6 protein-coding genes and 2 pseudogenes are annotated in these 24,594 nt (G+C 47.0%); all 8 read left to right on the top strand.

The genetic code is table 11. The annotated features are described in order from the left end of the window. Positions 1 to 17: 17 nt before the first annotated feature. A pseudogene (locus M3629_RS28850) lies at positions 18 to 1,328 on the top strand (condensation domain-containing protein); the annotation flags it as partial. Further along, positions 1,314 to 2,831: pseudogene (locus M3629_RS28845) on the top strand (non-ribosomal peptide synthetase); the annotation flags it as partial. The pseudogenes M3629_RS28850 and M3629_RS28845, both read left to right, overlap by 15 nt. Beyond that, entirely contained in the window at positions 2,805 to 16,751 is a 13,947-nt protein-coding gene (locus M3629_RS14285; protein WP_435368228.1) for an amino acid adenylation domain-containing protein, read from the top strand. The pseudogene M3629_RS28845 and the gene M3629_RS14285, both read left to right, overlap by 27 nt. Beyond that, entirely contained in the window at positions 16,741 to 20,880 is a 4,140-nt protein-coding gene (locus M3629_RS14280) for a beta-ketoacyl synthase N-terminal-like domain-containing protein (RefSeq protein ID WP_251507404.1), read from the top strand. The genes M3629_RS14285 and M3629_RS14280 overlap by 11 nt, the downstream gene beginning before the upstream one ends. Further along, a complete protein-coding gene (locus M3629_RS14275) occupies positions 20,877 to 21,134 on the top strand; it encodes an acyl carrier protein (protein WP_251507402.1) in 258 nt (85 codons plus the stop codon). The genes M3629_RS14280 and M3629_RS14275 overlap by 4 nt, the downstream gene beginning before the upstream one ends. Next, positions 21,131 to 22,288 (top strand): acyl-CoA dehydrogenase family protein, encoded by a 1,158-nt coding sequence (locus M3629_RS14270; protein WP_251507400.1) that lies wholly within the window; start codon positions 21,131 to 21,133, stop codon positions 22,286 to 22,288. The genes M3629_RS14275 and M3629_RS14270 overlap by 4 nt, the downstream gene beginning before the upstream one ends. After that, complete coding sequence (locus M3629_RS14265; protein ID WP_251507398.1) at positions 22,285 to 23,265, top strand: ACP S-malonyltransferase; 981 nt, start codon at positions 22,285 to 22,287, stop codon at positions 23,263 to 23,265. The genes M3629_RS14270 and M3629_RS14265 overlap by 4 nt, the downstream gene beginning before the upstream one ends. Continuing rightward, positions 23,262 to 24,584 carry an aspartate aminotransferase family protein gene (locus tag M3629_RS14260; RefSeq protein ID WP_186809609.1) on the top strand — a complete coding sequence of 441 codons (1,323 nt, stop codon included), beginning with the start codon at positions 23,262 to 23,264 and terminating at the stop codon, positions 24,582 to 24,584. Before M3629_RS14265 ends, M3629_RS14260 begins: the two co-directional genes overlap by 4 nt. The last annotated feature ends 10 nt before the right edge of the window (positions 24,585 to 24,594 follow it).

The raw sequence follows: 24,594 nt of genomic DNA, 5'->3' as shown, positions 1-24,594 counted from the left end.
AATGAGGTGTGGTCGTGATGGTACGTAAAACCGTGGAACTCTCCGAAACACAAAAGGGAATCTATTTCGATTGCCAAGTAAATGATCCATCTTCTTATAACATCTCGGCATCGATACAGTTCGAAAGGCTTCAACTTGAAGCCTTTCGACGTTCCATTGAATTGCTTATGCATGAACAAGTCGTGCTTCGCACGCATATCGAAATACAACAGGACAGACCGGTTCTAGCGATCCATGATGATATGGAGTACTCACTGATTTTGTGGGATCTGAGTCAGGCACATCAGGATGGCAGGGAACAACAACTGGAGGAATACATTCAAGAATGTATTCAGGCTCCCTTCATATTGGAGCAGGGCCCTCTATTTCGAATCATGCTTGTACATATGGACGAGAACAGACATGTTCTTACTTTATGTATCCACCATTTAATCTGTGACGGTATGTCACTGGAACTTTTAAAAAATAAGCTTCTTCATACGTACACCTGCATTCTGCAGGATCTCCCTTTGGAAGTAAAACAGGATCAAGGTTTTATCTCTTATATTGAAGCAGAAAACTTGAAGTTACAGGAGAACAAGTATAACCGAGAGCGTGAGTTCTGGTTATCCAAAATGAACGGCGCGGAGCCCCTGGCACTACAGCATGACTATCCTGCTGGCGGTTCGCAGACAGGTGCGGGGCATGAGCTGCGTTTTGATATTCCCGAACCGTTGATGGCGGATATTACACAGATGTCAAAGGACCACGAGGTTACTGTATTTATGTTTTTCATGGGTGCATTCAGCATTCTCTTGAATAAATATGCGGGTAAAGAGGATATCACTTTTGCTTCTCCGTTTTCCCATCGTCCGGGTTTCGAATTGGAAGAAACGATTGGCTGTTTTGTACATATGTTGCCCATGAGGTTCCAGATGGATCTCGAAACAAAATTTGGATCTCTGCTTGAGCAAGTTACTGCAGCCTGGATCGATACGTATAAACACATTGGCTATCCCAATAACCTGATCGTGAGAGACAGTATGTTACAGGTACAACCTGGTTCGCCTTCGGTATTTGATATTTCTTTTGTGTATGACTCATATGAGGAGGATCTACTGGGAAGCAAGCTTGTGGAACAGGATAAGGTCACATTTCCAGGCGATCTGATGGTTGTATTGAATAGCACACCTCAAGGTACACAACTGAAATTGCAATATAAACCGACTGTGTTTCGTGCAGACTCGATTGAACGAATGGGTCAGCGTTTCGTATATCTCATGCAACAACTGGTAACAGAACCAGAGAAGAGCATAGGTGAATACAGTCTGCTGATGCAGGATGAGCAGGATCAGTTGCTGCAGCATTTTAACCAAACTTCATATTTTCCCTACACTCCGCAGCATATCATCGATGTTTTTCATACAAAAGTAACAAAGCACCCAGAACGAGTCGCTCTACTCGAAGGAAAAGAAAAACAAACCTACGCACAAGTTAATGCAAAGGCCAATCAATTGGCAAAACAGATCATCGCACGGAAAAAGACCGAAAACGAGGCAGTCGGCGTACAAATGCTACGTTCTTCCGATCTGGTCATCGCCTTGCTGGCTGTTCTGAAGGCTGGATGTGCTTTTGTTCCCCTAGACCCTTCCTATCCGGTATCCAGAAAAGCCTACATTTTATCCGATGCGAATATATCCACCGTTATTGCCATCCGGCCAGAAGCAGAGGATGACTCGCTTCCGGCTCACTATATCTACACAGAAGATGGGATGGTATACACGGGAGACAGTTCCAATCTCGAAGAGCCTCTAGATCCTTACAGTCTCGCCTACATTATGTACACGTCAGGATCAACGGGCAAACCTAAAGGGGTCATGATTGAAAACCATAGTGTGGTCAATACATTGCTTGATTTGGAACGTCGTTTTCCAGTACAAGCGAGTGATGTGTATATGTTAAAAACAGCGTATACCTTTGATGTATCCTGTACAGAATTGTTTGGTTGGTTTATGGGTGAGGGAGCATTAAGTATTCTGCCGCCAGGCGAGGAGAAGAACCCGGACCAGATATTGACTACAGTAGCTGAACATCAGGTGACTCATATCAACTTTGTGCCGACACTATTCCGTCTTTTTCTCGAGACGATGGAACTTCGTTCTGATCTCTCCGGACTGGACACGCTGAAATGGGTATTTGTGGGCGGAGAAGCCGTCACACCCGATATCATTAAAAAATTCAATAGACTGAATATCCGGGCAAGCCTGGATAATGTATACGGTCCTACGGAATGTACGATATGGATCTCGCATTATCCATTGAGTACCTATGAGGGGCATGGAAACATCCCCATTGGTTCCCCGCTGAACGAGTCCAGATGGTATGTCGTCGGAAGCCGGAATGAATTGCAGCCTTTGGGTATTCCGGGGGAACTATGTCTAAGCGGTGTAGGTCTTGCACGAGGATATTTGAACCTGGAAGAAATGACAAGGGAGAAATTTGTTCCTAACCCTTTCTTTGACGAAGGGAAGGACCCCGAGCATTACAGAATGATGTATCGCACTGGGGACATGGTTCGATCCCTGCCAAGCGGAACGATGGAGTACCTGGGACGCATTGATTTTCAAGTCAAAATTCAGGGTGCACGGTTAGAGACAGGTGAGATCGAAAATACCCTTTCTTCCTACCCTGGAGTCATTCAAACCGTTGTTGTGATGAAATCATCCGAGACAGGGGTTGGTTTACTGTATGCCTACTATCTGTCAGAACAGGAATTGCCCGTGGCTGATCTGAGAGAACACTTGTCCAAATCTCTGCTAGCCTATATGATTCCATCTGTTTTTGTACATAAATCGGAGTTCCCACTTAATAGTAGCGGAAAAATTGATCGCAATGCACTAATTGCAGATACCACTCATATTCACACTTCAAGCACGTCTTACGTTGCTCCAGCCACGGAATTAGAGCGGCAGATTGCAGCGGTATGGGCAGAAGTGCTCGGTGTCGAGAAAGTCGGGAGAGATGATCATTTCTTTGAACTTGGTGGCAATTCATTTTCCGTTATTCAGGCTCATAATCGTTTAAAGCATCGTACTGATGTGGATTTCCCAGTGCCCCGCTTTTTTGAGCGTCCTACACTGCGGCAGTTTGCAGCATTGGGACAGAAACAGGAGACAGCACGGATACCGATGTTGCGAGAAGAACGTTTTGTACGGAAAGCGGGTATTCTGCGTGATGATATTGCCATTGTAGGGATGTCCGTGAATGTACCCGGAGCAGAGGATATTCATGAATTCTGGCGTAATCTGATGGCACAAGAGGAGAGCATTCATTTTTACAGTGATGAGGAACTGAGGACACTCGGTGTAGACGAGGCATTGCTGCGTTCTCCTCGTTATGTCAAAGCCAAAGGGCGAGTCAACGGGATTGAGGAGTTTGATGCTGGCTTTTTCGACTATACACCTGGCGAAGTTAAAATGATGTCCCCTCAGTTCAGACTAATGTATCAGGGAATATGGGAAGCATTTGAGGATGCTGGGTGCAGACCTGATGAAGCAGGAAAAGTCGGCGTTTTCCTCGGTGGATCGGATGACTTTGAGTGGTATCGACAAGTGCTGTTCGGGGATGCGGGATACAGCAGCAAATATGAAGCATTTACACTCAGTACCAATCATTTTTTGGCTACTCGCATGGCCTACAAGTTGAACCTTAGAGGTCCTGCTTATACAGCTCTTACGGGATGTTCAACGTCTTTGGTCACTCCACATCTGGCATGCCAGTCTTTAATCGTTGGAGAATGTGATGTCGCTGTGGCTGGTGGAATTACAGTAGAGCTGCCGAATGAAGGTGGCTACGTGTACGAAGATGGCATGATGTTTGCCTCGGATGGCCATTGCCGTCCATTTGATGCAGCTGCAAGCGGCACGGTGTTCTCGAATGGGATGGGGATCGTGGTGTTGAAGCGGTTAAGTGATGCATTGCGAGATACAGATCATATTTACGGTGTCATTAAAGGTTCAGCCATTAATAATGACGGTCAGGAGAAGCTTAGCTTCCTTGCACCAAGTGTAAGCGGTCAGGCAGAGGTCATTCAGGATGCGTATCAGGCAGCCGGAGTTGATCCCGAAACGGTTAGTTACATTGAGGCGCATGGCACAGGCACACTTCTGGGTGATCCGATTGAAGTTGAATCGTTGACACGTGCTTTTGCCTCCGAGAAAAAGCAGTTCTGTTATCTTGGCTCAGTAAAAGGCAACGTGGGACATATGGATACAGCGGCTGGCGTTGTTGGTTTGATTAAGGTTGCACTTAGTCTTGATCAAGGATATATCCCGGGTACCGCCAATTATGAACAACCGAATCCGAAGATTGATTTTGCAAACACGCCCTTCAAGGTCAACTCGCAGGGGGGGGACTGGAAACCAGGTGAAGCTGGTGTTCTGCGTGCAGGGATTAATTCATTTGGTGTGGGAGGCACGAATGCTCACATGGTGTTGGAGGAGGCTCCAAAGATGGACAAGTGCAGTCCGGATGATGATGTCAATGTATTGCTTTTTTCAGCCAAAACAGAGTACTCGCTGAGCCGCACTGCTGAACAAATTATGGAGCATCTCGTGCAGCATCCAGAGCTATCCATTTCGGATGCAGCGTGGACATTGCAGACCGGTCGAACGGATTTTGCTTATCGTAAGGCACTGGTTCTGGATAAAAGCTGGAAAGATGATCCCGAGCAATTCATGCGTCAGCTGGAGAAGGCAAAAATGGTTCATTCGCCGCAAGATCGGCGCCCGGTTTATTTTATGTTCCCTGGGCAGGGCAGTCAGTATCAGGGCATGGGTGCAGCATTGTACAAATCGACAGAACAGTCAGGCATTGCACCACTGTTCAAGAAGCATGTACAGCAGATTGTGGATCTGCTTCCTGAAGAAGAGCGAGAAGAGATTCTGTCTGTTGTATACGGTAATCAGCATCCAGAGCGAATTAACCAGACGGAGTACAGCCAATTTGCGCTATTCATGACCAGTTATGCCATGGCTCAATCCTTGATTGATCTGGGCATCAGGCCAGATGGCATGATCGGACATAGCATCGGAGAACTGACAGCAGCTGTGGTTGCAGGTGTATTTGATCTTGCAGATGCTGTACAGATCGTAAGGCTACGGGGACGTTTGATGCAGCAACAACAGCCAGGTGTCATGCTCGTCATCATGGAGGATTCTCCGTTGGTAAAATCCCAATTGGAAGAAGGTACGTGGCTGGCTCTAGTCAACACAACAGGTTCCAGTGTCATTGGCGGGACGGCAGAGGCGATTGACCGAATGGAAGATAAGGCCGGAAGACTCGGCTGGAAATGCGTTCGTGTAAAAACCTCTCATGCCTTCCATACGCCAATGATGAAGGATGCAGCGATGGAGTTCAAACACAGTCTGTCGACTTATTCGCTACACAGCCCGCGGATTCCATTGCTTTCGAATACGAGCGGAACATGGGCTTTGCCGGATGAGATCGTAAGTCCAGACTACTGGGCAAGGCATATTTTAGAGCCGGTGTTGTTTGAAGCAAACTTGGCTGAAATGTTAAAGGAAGAACAAGCTGTATTCATTGAGGTTGGGGCAGGACGGACATTAAGCTCGTTTGTGAGACAGCACATTAAGTCCAAGGAAACACAAACCGTATTGAATATGTTGCGTCACGTTAGAGAAACAGAACCGGACGTGCTATATACAAACCGCAGAATCGCCGAGTTATGGTGCGAGGGCCTTCAGCCGGACTGGAAAGTACTCAAGGGACAGAACGTGCGCCGCAAATGCTCCTTGCCAACCTATCATTTTGATAAGCAGCATTATCCAATTGGCCAGTCGCTTATTGGTGGTTCGACGTTGGAAGGAACAAGCAGTAGTCGACATACACCTCAGTCGAGTGAACAATATAGCAACACGTCCCTTTCCGTTGCGGGAGGTTATGCAGGTAGTCTGGAGGCCATGAAACGGGTTGTTCTGGAGGCGTATGAAACGATTTTTGGCATAAATGACCTGGAAGAGCATGTTAATTTCTTCGCCGTTGGTGGAGACTCGCTCAAAGCAGTCAGTTTGTCCGCATCGATTCGGTCTTCCATCGGGATTCAGGCAGAGGTTGCGGATGTGTTTAACCATGCTACACCAGCCCAACTGGCGGAACATCTCTTTGCAATGGTTGAGCCGCAAGTACAGAAGCAGAACATGATTGAGGCTGCGCCGATAATGGATGCCTATCCAATCTCATCTGCGCAGATGCGTATGTTCACTCAATCCATGCTGGATCCAAATAGCACGGCGTATAATTTGCCGTCGGCTACCCTGATCGAAGGAGATTTGGATCATGCCAGAGTAGAGGCTGCACTGGAAAAGCTGGTGCAATGTCATGAAGCGCTTCGAACGACGTTTGCAATACGCGGAGATCAGGTGGTGCAGATGGTTCATGCATCCGTTCCTTTAGATTTCAGCTTTACCGAGCAGTATTTAGCCGATGAACAAGAGACTTCTGCTTTGATTCAGACGCTGATTCGTCCTTTTGAGCTTCATCAGGCTCCACTCATGCGAGTGAACCTGATTAGAACAGGAGCGCGCAAGCATCTGTTGTTCTTTGATATCCATCATATTATTGCGGACGGTACTTCCGTTGAGTTGATTACACGCGACTTCAATGCACTGTACTTTGGGGAGGAACGCACTGTCCGGTTACATTACAAAGATTATGCGGTCTGGCAACAGGAGCGTCTTACTTCTCAGGCATATCAGCCGCATCAAACATACTGGCTGGAACGGTTGAGTCCAACACCGCCTGTACTGCAGCTTCCACTTGATCATGATCGTCCATTACAGCGAGAGATGAAAGGTGAACGAGTTCATTTCACGTTGAGCCACTCGTTAACGGAGCGATTGCACAAGCTGGCTTCATCCACGGAAGTTTCCATGTATATGGTGATGTTGAGTGTATGGAATCTTCTGTTAGCGAGTCGAACAGGTCAGCAGGACATCGTAGTCGGGACCCCCGTAGCGGGTAGGTTACAGGAAGAATGGAAAGAAACAGTCGGAATGTTTGTGAATATGATTGCCATGCGGAATTATCCAGCATCAGATCGGACCTATACCGCTTTTTTACAAGAGCTGAAACAGCATACACTCGATGCTTTTGCACATCAGGAGTATCCATTTAATGAGCTTGTAACGCAGCTTGGACTTAAGCGGGAACTGAACCGTAATGCCATCTTTGATGTGTGTTTTGATTATCAGAACATGGAACTGCATGATCTTGAACTTCATGGACTTCAATTCAGTTCTATTCCTGTGGAGACCGGAGTCTCAACTTATGACCTGTTGTTAACATGTCAGGAGAACAGGGAGCAGCAAGTCATTGAAGGGTATATTGAATATGCGTTAGACCTGTTCCGGGATGAAACGGTTGAGCGTATGATTCAGGAATTCATTGAACTATGTGAGCAGGTTGTGCAACAACCGGATGCACCTCTAGGTAAGCTGTATGAACGAGTCCAGCGTGCTTCGGGAGCTGAGGTTCATCGGTTGGCGGGACCCATTTTACATTATGATCATACCCTGAGCTTGCATCGTTTGTTTGAACTACAGGCAGAGCGTACACCAGACCAGACTGCACTTATTGTTTCTTCGGGCAAGGTACTTACCTACCTTGAGCTTAATGAGCGAGCGAATGCGTTGGCTTGGAAGCTAATTGATCGAGGGGTACGTAGAGATGAACCTGTAGGCATATTAACTGGCCGGGATGAAACTCTCATTATTATGTTGATCGCAGTACTCAAAGCGGGTGCAGCTTACCTGCCTATAGATCCAGCATTTCCACCACAGCGTATTCTGGACATGATGCAAGATAGCAAGATGAAGTTGCTACTGTGCACTGCTAATGAGGCCAATGTCGTGGCTTTTGAAGGCGAACGCATCGTTTATGAGCCTGATTTTGCTGACGAACGTTCAACTATTAATCCGAATGTGGACGTTCTATCTTCTGACTTGTCTTGTGTCATCTTCACCTCTGGATCCACCGGAAGGCCTAAAGGGGTGATGATTGCTCACGAAGCGATGGTCAATTTTGTGGAAGACATCAGGCAACGAAACATTTTTGAATATGAAACAGATCGAATGATTAGTGTAACAACGGTATCTTTTGATATTTTCGGATTTGAAGTGTGGGCACCTTTGTGTACAGGGCATTCTCTATATTTGGCAGACGAGCAGGAACAGCTTGATCCCGTTCTTGCCGCGCGCCAGATAAGGCAGCATGGCGTAACGCATATTCTCAGCACGGTATCCCGGATTAAAGCGTTTGTTGAAAATTCGGAATTTGCGAAGGTACTTTCTCATCTTCGGTGTGTTCTTACCGGAGGAGAAAGTGTTCCGGCAGGACTTCTGATGGATATTAAAAAATATTCGTCTGCCCGTGTCTTTAATATGTATGGCCCTACCGAAACGACGATTTGGTCAACGACCAAAGAGTTGCAACAATCTGGACTCATCACGATTGGCAAACCTATTGCTAATACGGAGCTTTATATCGTGGATGAAGAGGGTGAATTATTGCCTCCCGGAAATTATGGGGAACTCTGCATTGCAGGCCGCGGGGTGTCCAGAGGTTACCTGAATAATCTGACCGAAACGACTGCCAAGTTCATTGACAATGCAAAGGTTCTGGGTGGACGTATGTACCGGACAGGTGACTTGGCTCGTGTGTTGCAGGACGGGGAGGTCGAACTAGCGGGACGTTTGGATCAGCAAGTGAAGATCAGAGGATACAGGATCGAATTAAACGAGATCGAGCAAATGGCTATGAGCTATGAACGTTTGAGAGAAGCCGTCGTGAAGGTCGAAGGAAACCAGCCTGAGCAGTTGCAACTGGTGCTCTACTACAGCTTGAAGCCGGACATAAGTGTATCGAATATGGAAGAGCAGGATACTTTGCTCAGGTCTTGGCTGAAACAGAGGTTGCCACAGTATATGATGCCTTCACGCATCATTCGTCTAGACAAGCTGCCAGTTCTGCCGAATGGCAAATTGAATCGGAATGCCCTTCAATGGACTGACTTTGGAGCGATTGAGGCGATCGAAGCTAATGAGAAGCCAGCTCCATCTTTAATGGCTGGTTCTTCTTCTCCAGTGGGAAGAGAACAGGCTCGCAAAGAGCTGGAACAGATGCTGGTTGAAACATGGAAAGAGATGTTGAACCGGGATCATGTCGGAGTACAAGAGCACTTTTTTGATATTGGGGGTAACTCGCTAGGTCTGATCTTGATTAATAACCGGTTAAATGCTTATCTTGGGAAAAATATTCCGCTTGTGCAGTTGTTTGAACACTCTTCCATTACTTCGCTCGTTGATCATCTGATGTCTGAACAGATGTTAACTTCGGTGGATGTCCCTGTTCAGAATAAACATGAGCAAGAACATGTATCCGGGGAATCCATCGCGAGCACGAGCATTGCGGTCAAACCTGATCCTTCAATGATGCAAGAAAGAGTGATAAACATCAAAACAGATGCCGACGTGAACAGCAGGAACAGAAGCACTTCCCCATCGGATATCGCTGTTATAGGTATGGCCGGTCGTTTTCCAGGATCAAAAAATATCGAGGAGTTCTGGGATAATCTGATGGCAGGTAAGGACGGCATTACCCGACTGACTGAAGAAGAATTGGCAGCAGCAGGGGTGCGGCCTGAAGAGTATAAACATCCTGAATATGTTCGAGCCAAAGGCGTTTTGCAAGATACCGAGTATTTTGATTCCGGATTTTTCGAATACCCGTATCAGGAGTCCGATATGATGGACCCGCAGATTAGACTGCTTCATCAGTGTTCCTGGGAAGCGCTTGAACATGCGGGCTGTGATCCATACCGGTACTCCGGTTCCATCGGTTTATTTGCCGGAAGCGGATTGAGTTTACCATGGATGGTTCAATTCCTGGGTCGTTCAGGTGATCTGCTGCAAGCTTTTGAAGCGATGACGCTGAATGAGAAGGATTATATTACGACACGTATATCTCACAAGCTGAATCTAAGAGGGCCAAGTATGGCTGTGCAGACGGCATGCTCGACCTCGCTCGTCGCGATTCATCAGGCAGCAGAATCACTGATTCGGGGAGAATGTGACGTGGCTCTCGCAGGGGGAGTGTCTATCTCTTATCCGCTCAAAGAAGGGTATCACTGGCATGAAGGCATGATCTATTCCAAGGACGGGCATTGCAGAGCGTTCGACGAACAGGCCTCAGGTACGGTTTCGGGGAATGGGTGCGGCATGGTTGTGCTGAAGCCGCTTCATGATGCTTTGCGCGATGGGGATCAGGTCTTTGCGGTGATCAAAGGATCAGCGATTAACAATGATGGATTGGATAAAATCGGATATACTGCGCCAAGTGTTACCGGACAGGTGAAGGTCATTCAAACCGCACTTGACCGCTCGGGGGTGTCTCCACAGGAAATCAATTATGTGGAGGCACATGGGACAGGCACCAAGCTCGGTGATCCCATCGAGATCGAAGCACTTAGACAGTCCTGGGGAACGGATAAACGTAATTATTGCGCCCTCGGTTCGGTCAAAGCAAACATCGGTCATCTGGACGCTGCAGCTGGTGTTGCCGGATTTATCAAAACCGTTCTAACGCTGCATCACCGAACAGTTCCGCCGCAGATTTATATGGAAAGAAGCAATCCTATGCTGGAACTGGAACGCAGTCCTTTCTACATTAATCAGGAGCCGCAACACTTCAAAGATCAGCAGCAGGTTCTGCGCGCAGCGGTAAGTTCCTTCGGGATTGGCGGCACGAATGCTCACGTGATTTTGGAGCAACCGCCCGTACGAGAGAGTCAAAGTGTGTATCAGCCTGTACACTTACTCCCGTTCTCGGCCAAGAGCGAATCCGCTCTGGATCGAACGTATCATTCGGTTTTACAAGCACTCGAAAAAATGCCGGAACAGATGCCGAGCGCTGCTTGGACATTGCAAGAGGGAAGAAGCCGATTTAATCACCGTAAAGCTCTTGTCGTTGTGGATGGCTACGTCCCTTCGCAAGATCAGGTGGAGGAACATGAAGCACAAGCGAGTGTGAACCAGGGGGATAAGCCTAAAATAATGTTCTACATCCGTGGGGATGTTTTATGGGAACCACACGTGATTCGGGAACTTTATGCTTCCAGGTATCGTAGTCTAGTGTCTGAACGATTCAAGCAGCACTTTGAAGAAGTACTGAGCTTTTTTGAATCCAAGGAACAGTATGCACTTCGTCAAAGTATAGGCAGGCCGATTCGGGATTCAGACCTGAAATTTATGTATTGCTTTGTGGTGCAGTACGCTCTGTTTGCAACGTTGATTGAGTCAGGGGTTAAACCGGATGGAATGTGTGGAGAAGGTGTCGGTGAACTGGTCGGACAGGTCATTAGCAATACGCTTGAGTTGGCTCATGCAGTGCGTCTCTTATATAGCCGTCAAGATTGGCAGACACAAGAAGGTGCCTTGTCTGAGGCAATGAGTACGATCGGCACATCGAGGAATCTTGTGCAATCTGCGGAAAAGATACTTTGGGTATCAGCCTGTCCGCTACAGAACGGAGAGCTTGTAGACAACGATATATTGAAGGATGCGCAGGTTATCTATCTTACTGGAGATCGTTCCAGCTCGCTTGAAGCCGATATCTATTTCATGAAAACACTGGGATATTGCTGGTGCAGAGGCATCGAACTGAATTGGGCACATATTAACGGACAGAGCTCTGGGCAAAAGATATCTCTCCCGACTTATTCGTTCGATCCAATCGTTCATAAGCATGATGTTCCGCTGTACCTGCTTACGGGTGTACCTCAAACTGCGGCTTCTCAGACTTCATTACCAGAACAGGCGAACACAGGCAAGAGTAGAGTCCGTTTGAATGTAGATGATGTATACGACACCACTGCTCAGTTCTGGCAAGAGTTGCTTGGTTGTGAATCAGTGAACTCCGAGGATGATTTCTTTCAGCTTGGTGGACATTCTCTCAAAGCTATCACTCTGGCATCCCGAGTCAAGGAAACATTCGGAGTTGCTATGGGACTAGAGGATGTGTTCGATCATTCTGTCCTTGCCCGTATGGTGGCATGGATTGATCAGCAACAAGACAATGGGTTGGATTATTCGGGATCAGGAGACAGCATTTTCCCAGCAGCATACAAAGACCGATACAAGACGACTTCTGCGCAACGAAGAATGTTCGTGGTACATGAATGGATGCAAGGCGAGAGCACAGCCTACAATCTTGCAAGTTCGTACCGGTTGAAGGGAGCGCTCGATACGGCACAATTTACAGCGGTGATGGATGCTCTCGTACAGCGGCATGAGGCGTTTCGTACGCGCTTTGAAATGCTTAAAGGTGAACTATACCAGGTCATTGAGGATCAGGTTTCAAGTGTAGTGGAGTTGCTGGAACTTGAAAAAGAAGAGCCGGAGCAGCAATTGATGCAATGGCTGCAACCATTTGATCTGACCCAGGCACCACTGGTTCGTGTAAAACTTGCCCGCCTGTCCGATGACGAACATATTCTGTTCATAGATATGCATCATATTATCTCTGATCAGAGTTCCATCGCGATTCTTATGCAAGAATTTGCCCGGTTATATAGTGGGGAATCTTTAGAACCATTATCGATTCAGTACAAGGACTATGCTGAATGGATTGATCAATCTACATCAGACGGGCATGCTGCCGAAGATGAGGCGTTTTGGCTTGAAGAATTCAAGGATGTGCCTGCGTCTGTCGAATTGCTTACAGATTACCCGAGACGTGGAGAACTTTCTAACCAGGGTGGCCGAATTAGCAGTGAGTTTGGAGAACAGTTAAGTGAACAGATTAATGATTTTTGTGCAAAACAGGGATTGACTCCCTACATGTTGTTCATGGCGGCTTTAAATGTGTTGATCTCCAAATACACGGGACAGCATGATCTGGTCGTGGGCACAGCTGTAGCCGGAAGAGAGAAGCCAGAACTGAATAACGTCATGGGAATGTTTGTAAACATGCTCGCCATTCGTACTATGTTAGACAAGGATCAGCCTGTTGAGCTTTATCTGAACGAGGTTCGTAGCAAGCTGTTATCGTGTTATGAACATCAGCACTATCCATATGAAGCGTTGGTTGAGAAGCTTGATCTGATGGGTGATGGGAGCCGTAATCCGCTTTTCGATATTGTCCTTAATTACATTAATATGGGTACGAATGAGCTTGAAGCAGGGACATTACAAGTTGAACCCTGGATGGATGGCAAGCTCGATGCCAAGTTTGATCAGACCTGGACGATCGTTGAACACCACCAACTGTATACGCTTGAACTGGATTATCGTTCTGAATTATTTCATGCACAATCCATGGAAATGATGATGGGCAAGTTCCGGTATATCTTAACTCAGATGGTCACAGGAGAGGTTGAGCGGGTTCGTCAGATCAAGCTAACTGTGCCTGAAGAGGATGAATGGCTGTTGTTCGGTGTCAACGACAACCACATGGACTATCCGCGGGAAGCAACAATTCCCGAACTATTTGAGGAACAAGTTCAATTACATCCACAGAAGACAGCCTTGGTGTGGGGGAACGAGGAATGGAGTTATGCTGATGTGTATGCACAAGTTCAGAAGCTTGCATCCAGTATGCTCGAACAAGACGTGGAATCAGGCTCAAGTATTGCTTTGATCTTGGACCGCGGACCGATCCAGATGATCAGTATCCTTGCTACACTAACAATAGGTTGTAAATATGTACCAATTGATCCGGCTTCACCGCCAGCTCGTATTGAGTTTATCTTACAAGATTGTAATGCTTCAATACTCTTGACCGAAGAATCGTATGTCTCTGCATGGAAATCAGCGGTTCCACGTATCATGATTCCGTCTGTAGAACTGGGTTCGTTTGTTTCAGGAGGGTCTGTAGAGCCTATAGTCCAGCAGATAAAGACTGTTGCAGTCGATCCGGCATATATCATCTATACGTCAGGCTCGACCGGAACGCCAAAAGGCACGGTCATGAGTCACCGCAATGTCATTAAAGTGATGAAGCAAAGCAATTTTGTGACAGTAGTGCCTGAGGATCGGGTATTACAAGTTTCCAATTATGCGTTTGACGGTTCGATCTTTGATATTTTTGCTTCCTTAATTAATGGGGCTACCCTGGTACTTATTCCAAAAGAGACCATTCTCGATATGGCACGTCTGGCGGCAGTGATTCGTCAGCAGCAAATATCAGTATTTTTCATTACAACCTCGTTGTTTAATATGCTGGTGGATTGGGATGCAGCATGCCTGAAGCATGTTCGCAGAGTGATGTTTGGGGGCGAAGCGGCATCCGTGAGCCACGCAAATAAAGCAATGGCATGTGTCGGACCAGGCGTACTGTTAAATGGATACGGACCAACAGAAGCGACTTTCTTTGCCTCCTATTATTTACTGGAGCAAACAGAGCCGTATACCGACTCTCTGCCTATAGGTTATCCATTGTCCAATACAGCTCTATATGTTCTGGACGAGGATATGAATCCTGTTCCTGCCAATGTGCCAGGCGAGTTATATATTAGCGGGGATGCGGTAGGTATTGGATATTTGAACCGGGAAGAGCTGACCTTAAAACATTTTATAGCTGATCCTTTCCGCAAAGGCGAACGGATGTACCGGACAGGAGATATCGTCAAGCGTCTACATGATGGCCGTTTGATCTTTATTGAACGATCTGATTTTCAAGTGAAAATCAGGGGGTTCCGAATTGAGTTATCGGAGATCCACAATTGCCTGGAGCAGCTTCCGGGAATCAGGGATGCTTTTGTGATGACAGCGACAGATGCATCTGGAAGTTTATATGTCACTGCCTTTTATACGTGTGAATCCAGCGTTGCACGAACGGTTGACGATGTTCGAGCAGAGTTGCACAAGCGACTGCCTGAATACATGGTACCTGCACAGATCTGGCGAATGGATCATCTGCCTATTAATGCTAACGGCAAGGTGGATCGGAAGGCTTTAGCTGATCTGGTAGAAGCGCAGTTCGTTCCTACAGCGACAGATTCTGTCCTGACGGAGATAGAGCAAAAAATCCTTGCAGCCATGAGAAAGGTGCTGAGTAATCCGAACTTTGGCGTAACCGATCATTTCTTCCAAAATGGTGGACATTCGCTTAAAGGTATCGCACTCACGCAAATTTTGTCAAAAGAAGGAATTGCCATCAGTGTGAGCGAATTATTCCAATATCCTACAGTTAGAGCGTTAGCGAATTCGCTGGAAATGCTGAATTCTCCATCCAGTTTATTCGAAGAAAGCCTGCAGATTCAGTCCCCTATCGCAGTTCCCCAAGACATATCACTTCATGAGAAACAATTAGACAGCCTGGTATCACATGTCTTGAATAATTGTAATCAGGTTTCAAGTTTCATGGCGGGAACACCTGTTATCGGTCGCTTCCCACTATCTCCAATTCAAAGAGCACATGCTTCTACAACTGCACGAGCAAGCGGTTTTACAACCATATTGGAGGGTAATTTAAATGAATTTACTATGAAAAGACTGATTCTCGGGGTGATTGCCCGTCATCAGTTGCTACACAGCATTATATATGAGGAAGACACGTTACAGTGGCATCAGTGTGATTTGTCCGAAGCAGCAGATATGTTGCAACAACTCATTCCATATCTTGATGTTCGTCACTACGCCCTTGCTACGCTGGAAAAAATGGAGCACAAACTAATTCAGTCGCTATTACACAAGTCGCATACACTCGATGGATTGCCATGGCGTCTGTGTATTCTGCGAACAGGAGCTAGTAAGCACAAACTGATTTGGAGTTTCGATCACCTTGCCTTTGATGGCATGAGCGCCGAGATCATTAAGCAGCAACTTGAGTCGGCAATTGCCCGTAATCAGCAATCTGGAATGATCGCTGCAGAAGGTTCATTGGAGATACGCAAATATGAGGATTATGTAAACATGCTGTCTCGAGGGCCTGTTAACATCACTGAGCATGAACTCGAGGAGCGGTATTCCATTCAGGCTTGGCAACATTGCAATAGTAGCGTTATGAATCAACTGTTAATCACCACAGGCGAGTCAGCGCCTTCAGCGATGACGGTTGAAATACCGCGTACAGATATTACAGACCAAGATCTTAATGAGTCCTGGTGGAACTATTTTAAATCCTTTGCTGGCATTATCGCTTCTTATCTGAATGCGAAAGAGTTGCCTGTTGCGCTTGTGCATTATGGCCGAGAGTATGGACAAGAAACGTATTATGATCACGTAGGTGAATTCCTCGATCTGATTCCGATTCTTGTGCATGCTGATTTTGCTCAGGAAGATTTGGTGGAACGCTTGGACTTCACGAAACGACACAGCATTAACTTTATGGCGCTGACAGATGAATCGGTCATGACGTCTCCATATTCCAAAATTCAAAGACAATTGGCTACAGCCTACAGACAGCCGGGTCAGGAGCCAAGGAAACTTATTTTGTTCAACTTCCAGGGCTTTATCTCCAGCGAGGAGACCATCCCAGAGTTCGAACAGATCGATGACTCCGGGTCTAATCCGAGCCTCGCATACATGGAATGGGTCATTCGATACGATGAAAATTCTGTGTACGTGCACCTGGGGTGTCATACAGGTCTGGATACGGAGCTCTTGAAACAGCAGATTGAGGAGCAACTCGGCAGTTACGAGAATGTAAAAGTGAAAGTTCATAATGAGGCAGCGGAGGTGCAACATGTCCAGTAAATCCATACAACGAGGGCCGGAGTTGATTGTGCCGGAGCATTATGCAACAGTTGCTGAACTTCTTATGTATATCGCTGACAAACATCCGGATAAGGGAATCACTTATATCAGTTCATCCGGCGAAGAACAGTTTGAATCGTATCCTGAGCTGCTGAAGCAAGGACGTCTGTATCTTCAAGGCTTGCTTGAGAACGGGTTAACTAAGGGACAAGTCGTTATATTGGAGATTGATCATTCACAGCAGTTTTATCGTACATTTTGGGCTTGTATTCTGGGCGGCATTATTGTCGCCCCGGTCAGTCCTCCTGCCTCCTGGGAGCCGGGTTCAGCTGGTCTGGAGAAATTCACGAAAATATGGGGAATCCTCGGGAAACCTGTGGTAGTCGTAGAAGAAGCATTTTTGCCAAAATACGAACAGCTTGCTGAGAGTCCAATTTTTGAGGGATTGAACTGCATTAGCGTTAGCAAGCTTCAGGCAAGTCATACACTTGCTGAAATAAGTCTGACTGCTCCTGAAGAGGTTGTATTTCTTCAGTTTTCATCGGGAAGCACAGGTATCCCTAAGGGGGTACAGTTAACAAACCACAATATTATAGCGAACAGTATTGCATGCAAAACGTTTCTTGGTGCTGAAGAAGGAGATAACGTGTTTACCTGGTTGCCTCATACGCATGATATGGGAATGTTCGGACAACACCTAACAACTGTACTTAGCGCTGCTAATTTAATGGTTATGTCTCCGTATACCTTTGTACGATCACCTTACTTATTCCTGCGCAAAATTGCGGAACATCAAGGAAAGTGGTTTTGCTGTACAAACTTTGGCTTTGAATGGATGGTTCAAAAGATCCCGGATTCCAAATTGGCTTCACTTGATTTGTCTTCGTTACGCATGGCCTTAAACGGTGCTGAGCCCATATCGACCAAAGTCATTGAACGATTTGCTCAAAAATTCAGTTCATGTGGCTACCGTGCGGATATGATGTTTCCTGCTTACGGCATGGCCGAGGCAACTGTGGGTGTGTGTACCTGGAGGTTGAAAGAGGAACCGCGCATCGAACAAATGTCACGTAAAGCACTTGTGCAACAAGGAAAAGCGATTCCGGTAGATGCTGCTGTTCATGACCCTGCAGATTTGATTGAGTTTGTGCATGAAGGTTATCCCATGACGGGAATCCAGATTCGAATTGCCAATGAGCAAGGCGAAGTTGTCGATGAGCGCACGGTGGGTGAGATCCAGATTCGCGGGGAATCGGTAACTACCGGCTATTACAATCTGCCAGAAGTCAATCGGGAGCTGTTCGTGGACGGATGGCTGAAGACGGGGGATCTTGGTTTTATGGCGGAAGGCTCCCTAGTTGTAAGTGGACGAATCAAGGATATCGTTTTTATTCGTGGACAAAATCATTACGCACATGATTTGGAAGAGATTTTATATCAAAATGGCAGTATTCCAAGAGGCAATCTGACGGTCGTGGGACATTTCAATAACATTACCCAAACGGAAGAACTGCTTGTATTTGTAAAATTCAAATCGAGTACACCGCAGTTCCTGGAAATAAGGCAGGACTTAATAGATCGGATGAGAGCTGGTCTAGGAATCGAGATTACCCATGTTCTTCCAATTAAGGTTATTCCGAAAACGACTAGCGGCAAAGTTCAGCGTTTTATGCTGAGAAACGAGTATGAGGGCGGTGCATTTAACAAGGATATCGAGGCCATTGACGCCATGCTTCTTCAAAATCAATCACAATTCATTACGGAGATCGTTCATCCGTTATCTTTGGAGCAAACTGTGCGTGGGGCTTGGGCTGAAGTTCTACAGTTGCCTGTGGAGAAAGTAGCGGTGGATATTCCGTTTCTGGCACTAGGTGGAAACTCCATTCTTGCCTATCAATTACTCGATAAGTTGTCTGCACACATGGGACGTGAACTGGGACAGGAAGTACTCGTCTTTGGCAGAACGGTACAAGAAATGGTCGAATATCTTCAAGAACTTCCCGAAGAGAATAGGTCACTCGAAAAGGAAATACGCCAAGATCATCAGTTGAATGTACATCGAGCGATCGCAATAACAGGGTTGTCCCTTCGCCTGCCTGATGCAGATACACAAGAGGAATTCTGGAGCAATCTCGTTCAAGGATTGGACAGTGTTGATCGGGTGAGTCTGGAAAGGGCTGCTCGCTCCAAGCGTCCGGAATGGAATGATTGGATTGGCGAACTAAAGCACCCGGACACCTTTGACCATGAATTTTTCGAGATTCCATCGGAACAAGCTGCATTTATGGATCCTCAGCACCGTAAATTGCTGGAGGTTGCTTATGAGGCACTTGAGGATGCAGGCATGATTGTGGATCAAGAGGAGAAACGAGATGTCGGTGTATATGTTGGAATTAATCCCAGCTCCTACTTTGATCTCGTTGTGGACTACATGAATCGTAGCAAAGGATTTGAGGTTCACTCCCATGCGATGGTTGGCAATATGTCCAATATTGCAGCGGCATCCATCTCACACTTATACAATTTCACGGGCCCGGCGCTAGCCATCGATACAGCTTGTTCTTCCTTTCTCGTAGCCTTGACGCAAGCGGTGGCGACGATTCAGGACAAACGTATCTCTGGCGCTGTTGTAGGCGGAGCAAGCATTTTGGCAACACCTCATGTGCACCAGTTATCGCGTAATGCGGGAATATGCTCTTCTACGCAACATACCAAGGTGTTTGATCAGGGAGCTGATGGTTCGGTTATTGGTGAGGGTGCAGTAGTTGTATACCTGGAGCCGCTAACAGAGGCAGTTCGCACGAATAAACATATCTATGGCGTGATCCGTGGCACAGCGGTAAATAACGATGGGTACTCGTTGGGCATTATGGCACCTAATCCTCAGGGACAGTATGAAGTGCTGCGTGCTGCCTATGACGATGCCAACCTGAATCCAAAAGAAATCTCGTATATCGAGGCACATGGATCAGGAACAAGAATTGGCGATCCCATTGAGGTGAATGCGTTACTCCGTTTGTTTCAAGAGAAAGGATACGGTGAAGGAACCTCTATCGGCCTAGGCTCAGTCAAAACCAATATTGGACATTTATTCGCAGCTTCCAGTGGAGCCAGTCTGGCCAAAGTTTTGCTTAGTATGCAGCACAAGGAACTTGCTCCAAGTCTGCATATGAATAACCCTAATCCAGCTCTTCGACTGGAACAGTCTCCTTTTTATATCGTTAATGAGCATAAAGATTGGACGGTACCCCAAGGAAAAACGCGTAAAGCCGGTATTAGTTCATTTGGTCTTGGGGGCACGAATGCTCATATTGTGCTGGAAGAGTGGAATGCACCCGCAGGTTGGGGACAGGACAAGGAACGGGATCAATTGTTAACCTTCTCAGCCAAGTCAGAGCAGGCGTTACAGAAGCTGATTCATAACACCAAACATTATATGGAAGAACATCCGGATCTCCGACTAACGGACGTATGCTTCACACGGAACAGGTATCGAAAGCATTACCGTTATCGTGCCGCTGTCGCAGTAAAAGAGACCGGGGAGTGGAGTCAGGAAAGCTTGCAATTTGGCTTCAAAACAAGAAGCAGATCCGCCCGCGTCAACATCGTTGTTGGAGGAAATAAGTTGGATTTGGCTGATCAGGAGTATTGGGTCAACCTGCTTGAATCCCTCATGAGAGTCGTACCTTCCATCCAGGAGGTTCGTGGCATCGATGGTGGAGAACAAATACTGTCCCAGCTCAAGTTGAAGTATATGGCAGATTCCGTTACATCTACGGATAAGCTGACAACGATGCTAAGAAATAAAATAACATCCGGAAGTATTCAGGACACAAGCTGCCCCATGGTGGGTGCAGATATTGTTGTGATGCTGGCTACGGGTGAAGGGGTCAGACCTGAGGGAAGCACAGGCAAAGAGAAGTATATCCAGTTATCTGCGGCGACAACGCTTACTATGGAAAAACAATTAGCATTGTTGCTGGGACAGCTCTACGTGCGAGGTACTTCACTGGATTGGGGACAGTTGCATCCCGATGGAACGGGTCAGATCGTGCATTTACCAACTCATCCATTTGAGCCACATGCTCATTGGGTAGAGGTGAATCAAGGGACGGAGGTCTTGATATGACAAGAGAAGAGATTGAAGGCTTTATTAAAGGCGAAATCGCTGCCGCACTGAAACAGGAGCCTGATGAGATTGATGAAGAGACGAATTTCCTGAAAATAGGTTTGTCTTCGGTTCAGGCACTCAAGATCATTAATCGTACACGTAAACAACTACAGGTGGATATTAGTCCTGTTGCGTTGTTTGAATACAAGACGATTGCAGAATTCGCATCATATCTTCATGAATCGCTTCTTCAAGGGGAGGCAGTCGAATGATTGAACTGGATTCGAAACAGGAGCAAGAGATTCTCCATGAAGCCGAGTTATTTGCTACCCGTGAGATTCGTCCTTATGCCCGGCAAATTCAGGAGCAGCAGTCTATCCCCCGCTCGTTAATTCGTGCTATGGCCGAAAGAGGGTATTTAGCTGCATCTATTCCACATGAGTATGGGGGAATGGGTCTTGGTCCCAAAGCATACGGACTGTTAACGGAAGTATTTGGTAAAGCACTTCCGGCGGTTCGAAGCTTATTGACGGTACATACTTCACTGGTGAGCGAAACCTTGGTACGTTTCGGATCGCCAGATCAAAAGTCGTCCTGGCTGCCCAAGTTGGTCCGTGGAGAATGGATCGGAGCGTTTGGATTGACAGAGCCCGAGATCGGGTCGGATGCCAAAAACGTAAAGACAACTTGGCGGGAAGAAGCGGACTGTTATGTACTTAATGGAAAGAAAAAGTGGATTACCTTTGGAGACGTAGCGGATGTGTTCATTATTGTTGCCTCCCAAGAAGGGAGGAGTACAGCATTCTGGGTTGAACGTCAGTTTGACGGTGTGCAGACGCAAGCCATCGAGGGTGTAATGGTTGGTGGCGAGACAGGAATCGCTGAAATTGATCTTCATGAAGTTCGTGTGCCCAAAAGCCATCTGATTGGGCGTATGCATGAAGGCTTTGAGTACATCGTAAGCGGTGCGCTTGATCAGGGCAGATATAGCATCGCTTGGGCAGGACTCGCTATAGCGCAGGAGGCTTTGGACTCCATGGTGACCTATTCACGCAAGCGAAAGCAATTTGACCAGAAACTCAGTCATTTCCAGCTCATCCGCGGCATGATTGGTGATGCAGTAACGAAAGTCCATGCAGCAAGAGCGCTATGTTTGCGGGCAGCCGAGCTTAGAGAAGCCAAGGACCCGCAGGCTGTCATGGAAACAACGATTGCTAAATATTTCACATCCAAAATTGCAGTAGAAGTGGCAAATGATGCGCTCCAGGTTCATGGAGCCAATGGAATTAGCAGTGAGTATCCGGTATCCAGACTGTACAAGGAGGCTAAAATCCTGGAGATTATTGAAGGCTCCTCCCAGATGCAGCAGGAGATGATCTCACACTATGGGCTGAAAACCTATTACAAGCGTGGCGGTGGGCTATGACGATCTGCGCATTATTTCCAGGGCAAGGTAGCCAATATATCGGGATGTGCAGTGATCTCTTAGAGAGAGAAACGGAAGTCCGGTTGATTTTTGCCGAAGCGAGTGAGGTTATCGGGTTTGATCTCAGAGATTTGATTCTGGCCGGCTCACTGGAGCAACTGACACAATCCGAATATGCTCAGCCCGCTGTACTTACAGCAAGTTATGCGTTGTTTGATTCCTTCGTTCGCCGGACTGGAATTAATCCAGATTATGCGATTGGTCACAGCCTAGGTGAGATCTCTGCTTTGGTGGCTGCTGGTGCATTAAAGTTTGCAGATGCAGTCCGCTTTTCGGCTTCACGGGGGGCATTGATGCATCGTGCAATACAGGAACAGAAGGGCAGAGCAGGGATTGTCGTTGATATGAGTCAAGCAGAACTCGAAAACATCGTTGCCAATATTCGAGAGGTTCATTACGTGACTATCTCTGGGTATAACTCACCTAACCAATTCGTTGTTGCAGGTGAGGTGGGAGGTTTGCGTTTGCTGGATGATCTCGTGGATCAAGCTGGAGGGGAATTCATTCCCTTCCGCATGATGCCTATGAAAGCAGATGCGCCATATCATAGCGAACTGATGCAATTTATCCAGCCTGAGATGGAAGCGATGGTATCTAAGCTTTCCTTTACCGAGCCTGCATTTGCGATATGTTCCACAGTGAATGGAGAGTTCATACAAGCAGCAGAGGATATCCCAAGGTTACTGACAGCTCAGCTGTTGCAGCCGATTCACTGGATTCAGGCTTTAGCGCAAATTCGGCGGGTGGGTGCGAGCATTTGGATGGATGTCGGCCCAGGCCAGAGTGTGAGAAATATGATTGCCGAGTACGACACTTCAATCACTACCTATTCGCTGGATGATTCGCAGGATCAGTCGAAGCTCCTGGCAATGTATGCGGCAGGGATTCAAACATACCGGGGAGGCGAAGCGCGATGATTACTACAAATATGATGGCGTATAACCAGCGAGTGAAACAACACCTTCCTGGCGGTGTGCACTATAATTTCCATCTTCCCTGGGAGGAGACACCGCTACACTTTGCCCATGCATCCCGAAGCAGGGTAACCGATATGAACGGCCGTGAGTATCTGGATCTCTATGCCCGCTTTGGTGCACTTATTGTAGGGCACGGTAACGAGGAATATAACGAATGCCTGAAGGATACGATTGATCGTGTTCTGTCGGTAAGCCATTGTGATCTGGACGCTGAGGCATTGGAGTTAATCCACCAATATGTACCTTCGGCTGAGATGATCCGGTTTGGGTTATCGGGTACAGAAATTGTGCAAAATGCACTGCGCCTTGCCCGCGCCTGGACAGGCAAAAATCGCTTTGTTCGTTTTGAAGGTCATTATCATGGCAATTCAGATAACATTATGGGCGGTAAAACGCCCAGAACAGGTTTGCCCGTACCTTCGGACTATCCTGGTGACATGAAGGGAACACAGGGAAGGGCAAGGGATGTCATGGAATCCCAATCCTATCTGCTACCTTGGAACGATGCTGCCCGTTTGGAAGAATTGTTTGTTGAACATGGTGATGACATTGCAGCAGTAATCATGGAGCCGGTTTGTGTAAACGGAGGCGGAGTCATGCCAGCTCCAGGTTATCTGCAAAGGGTGAGACAACTATGTGATCATCATCAGGTTGTACTTATTTTTGATGAGATCATTACAGGGTTTCGCATGGGACTTGGCGGGGCTCAGGAGATGTTTGGTGTTACGCCCGACCTGACTACGCTGGGCAAAGCGATTGCTGGCGGCGGTGTTCCCGTGTCTGCTCTAGTTGGACGAGCCGATATTATGAAGCTGCTGGTGGACAAAAAAGTAATTCATGCGGGAACGTTTAACGGTTATCCGTTAGGCACAGCCGCGGTGAAAGCAACGCTCGAAATGTTGGGCCGCAATGGAGGAGAAGCCATGAATCGTATGAATCTTCACGCCGAGATGATTCATGACATTCTCACAAGGGAAGCGGCGAAGGTGGGTCTCCCCCTTGTTGTTCAAGGCCCAGCGGGATGCGCTTCCTATCATTGTTGCACCGAAGAACTTAGCAGTACAGCCGATTATACATTTGAATTGATGTCCTTTGATATTTTGTTGAATGGCAAGCTCGCGGAGCACGGCATTCTTGTATCGACACTCTCTCGCATGTATCCGAACATTATGCTGGACATGAAAGATGTGGCCTGGTTCAGCGAGCGTGTCCCTGCGGCGATTGCGGAGATGAAAGAGCTCTACGATGAACTTGTCTAATGCCGCCAGA

It is taken from the genome of Paenibacillus polysaccharolyticus (assembly GCF_023714295.1).
In the GTDB taxonomy this organism is placed as follows: Bacteria; Bacillota; Bacilli; order Paenibacillales; family Paenibacillaceae; genus Paenibacillus; species Paenibacillus polysaccharolyticus_A.
The sequence above is the reverse complement of the archived record's forward strand: the minus strand, read 5'-3'. Positions and strand labels throughout refer to the sequence as shown.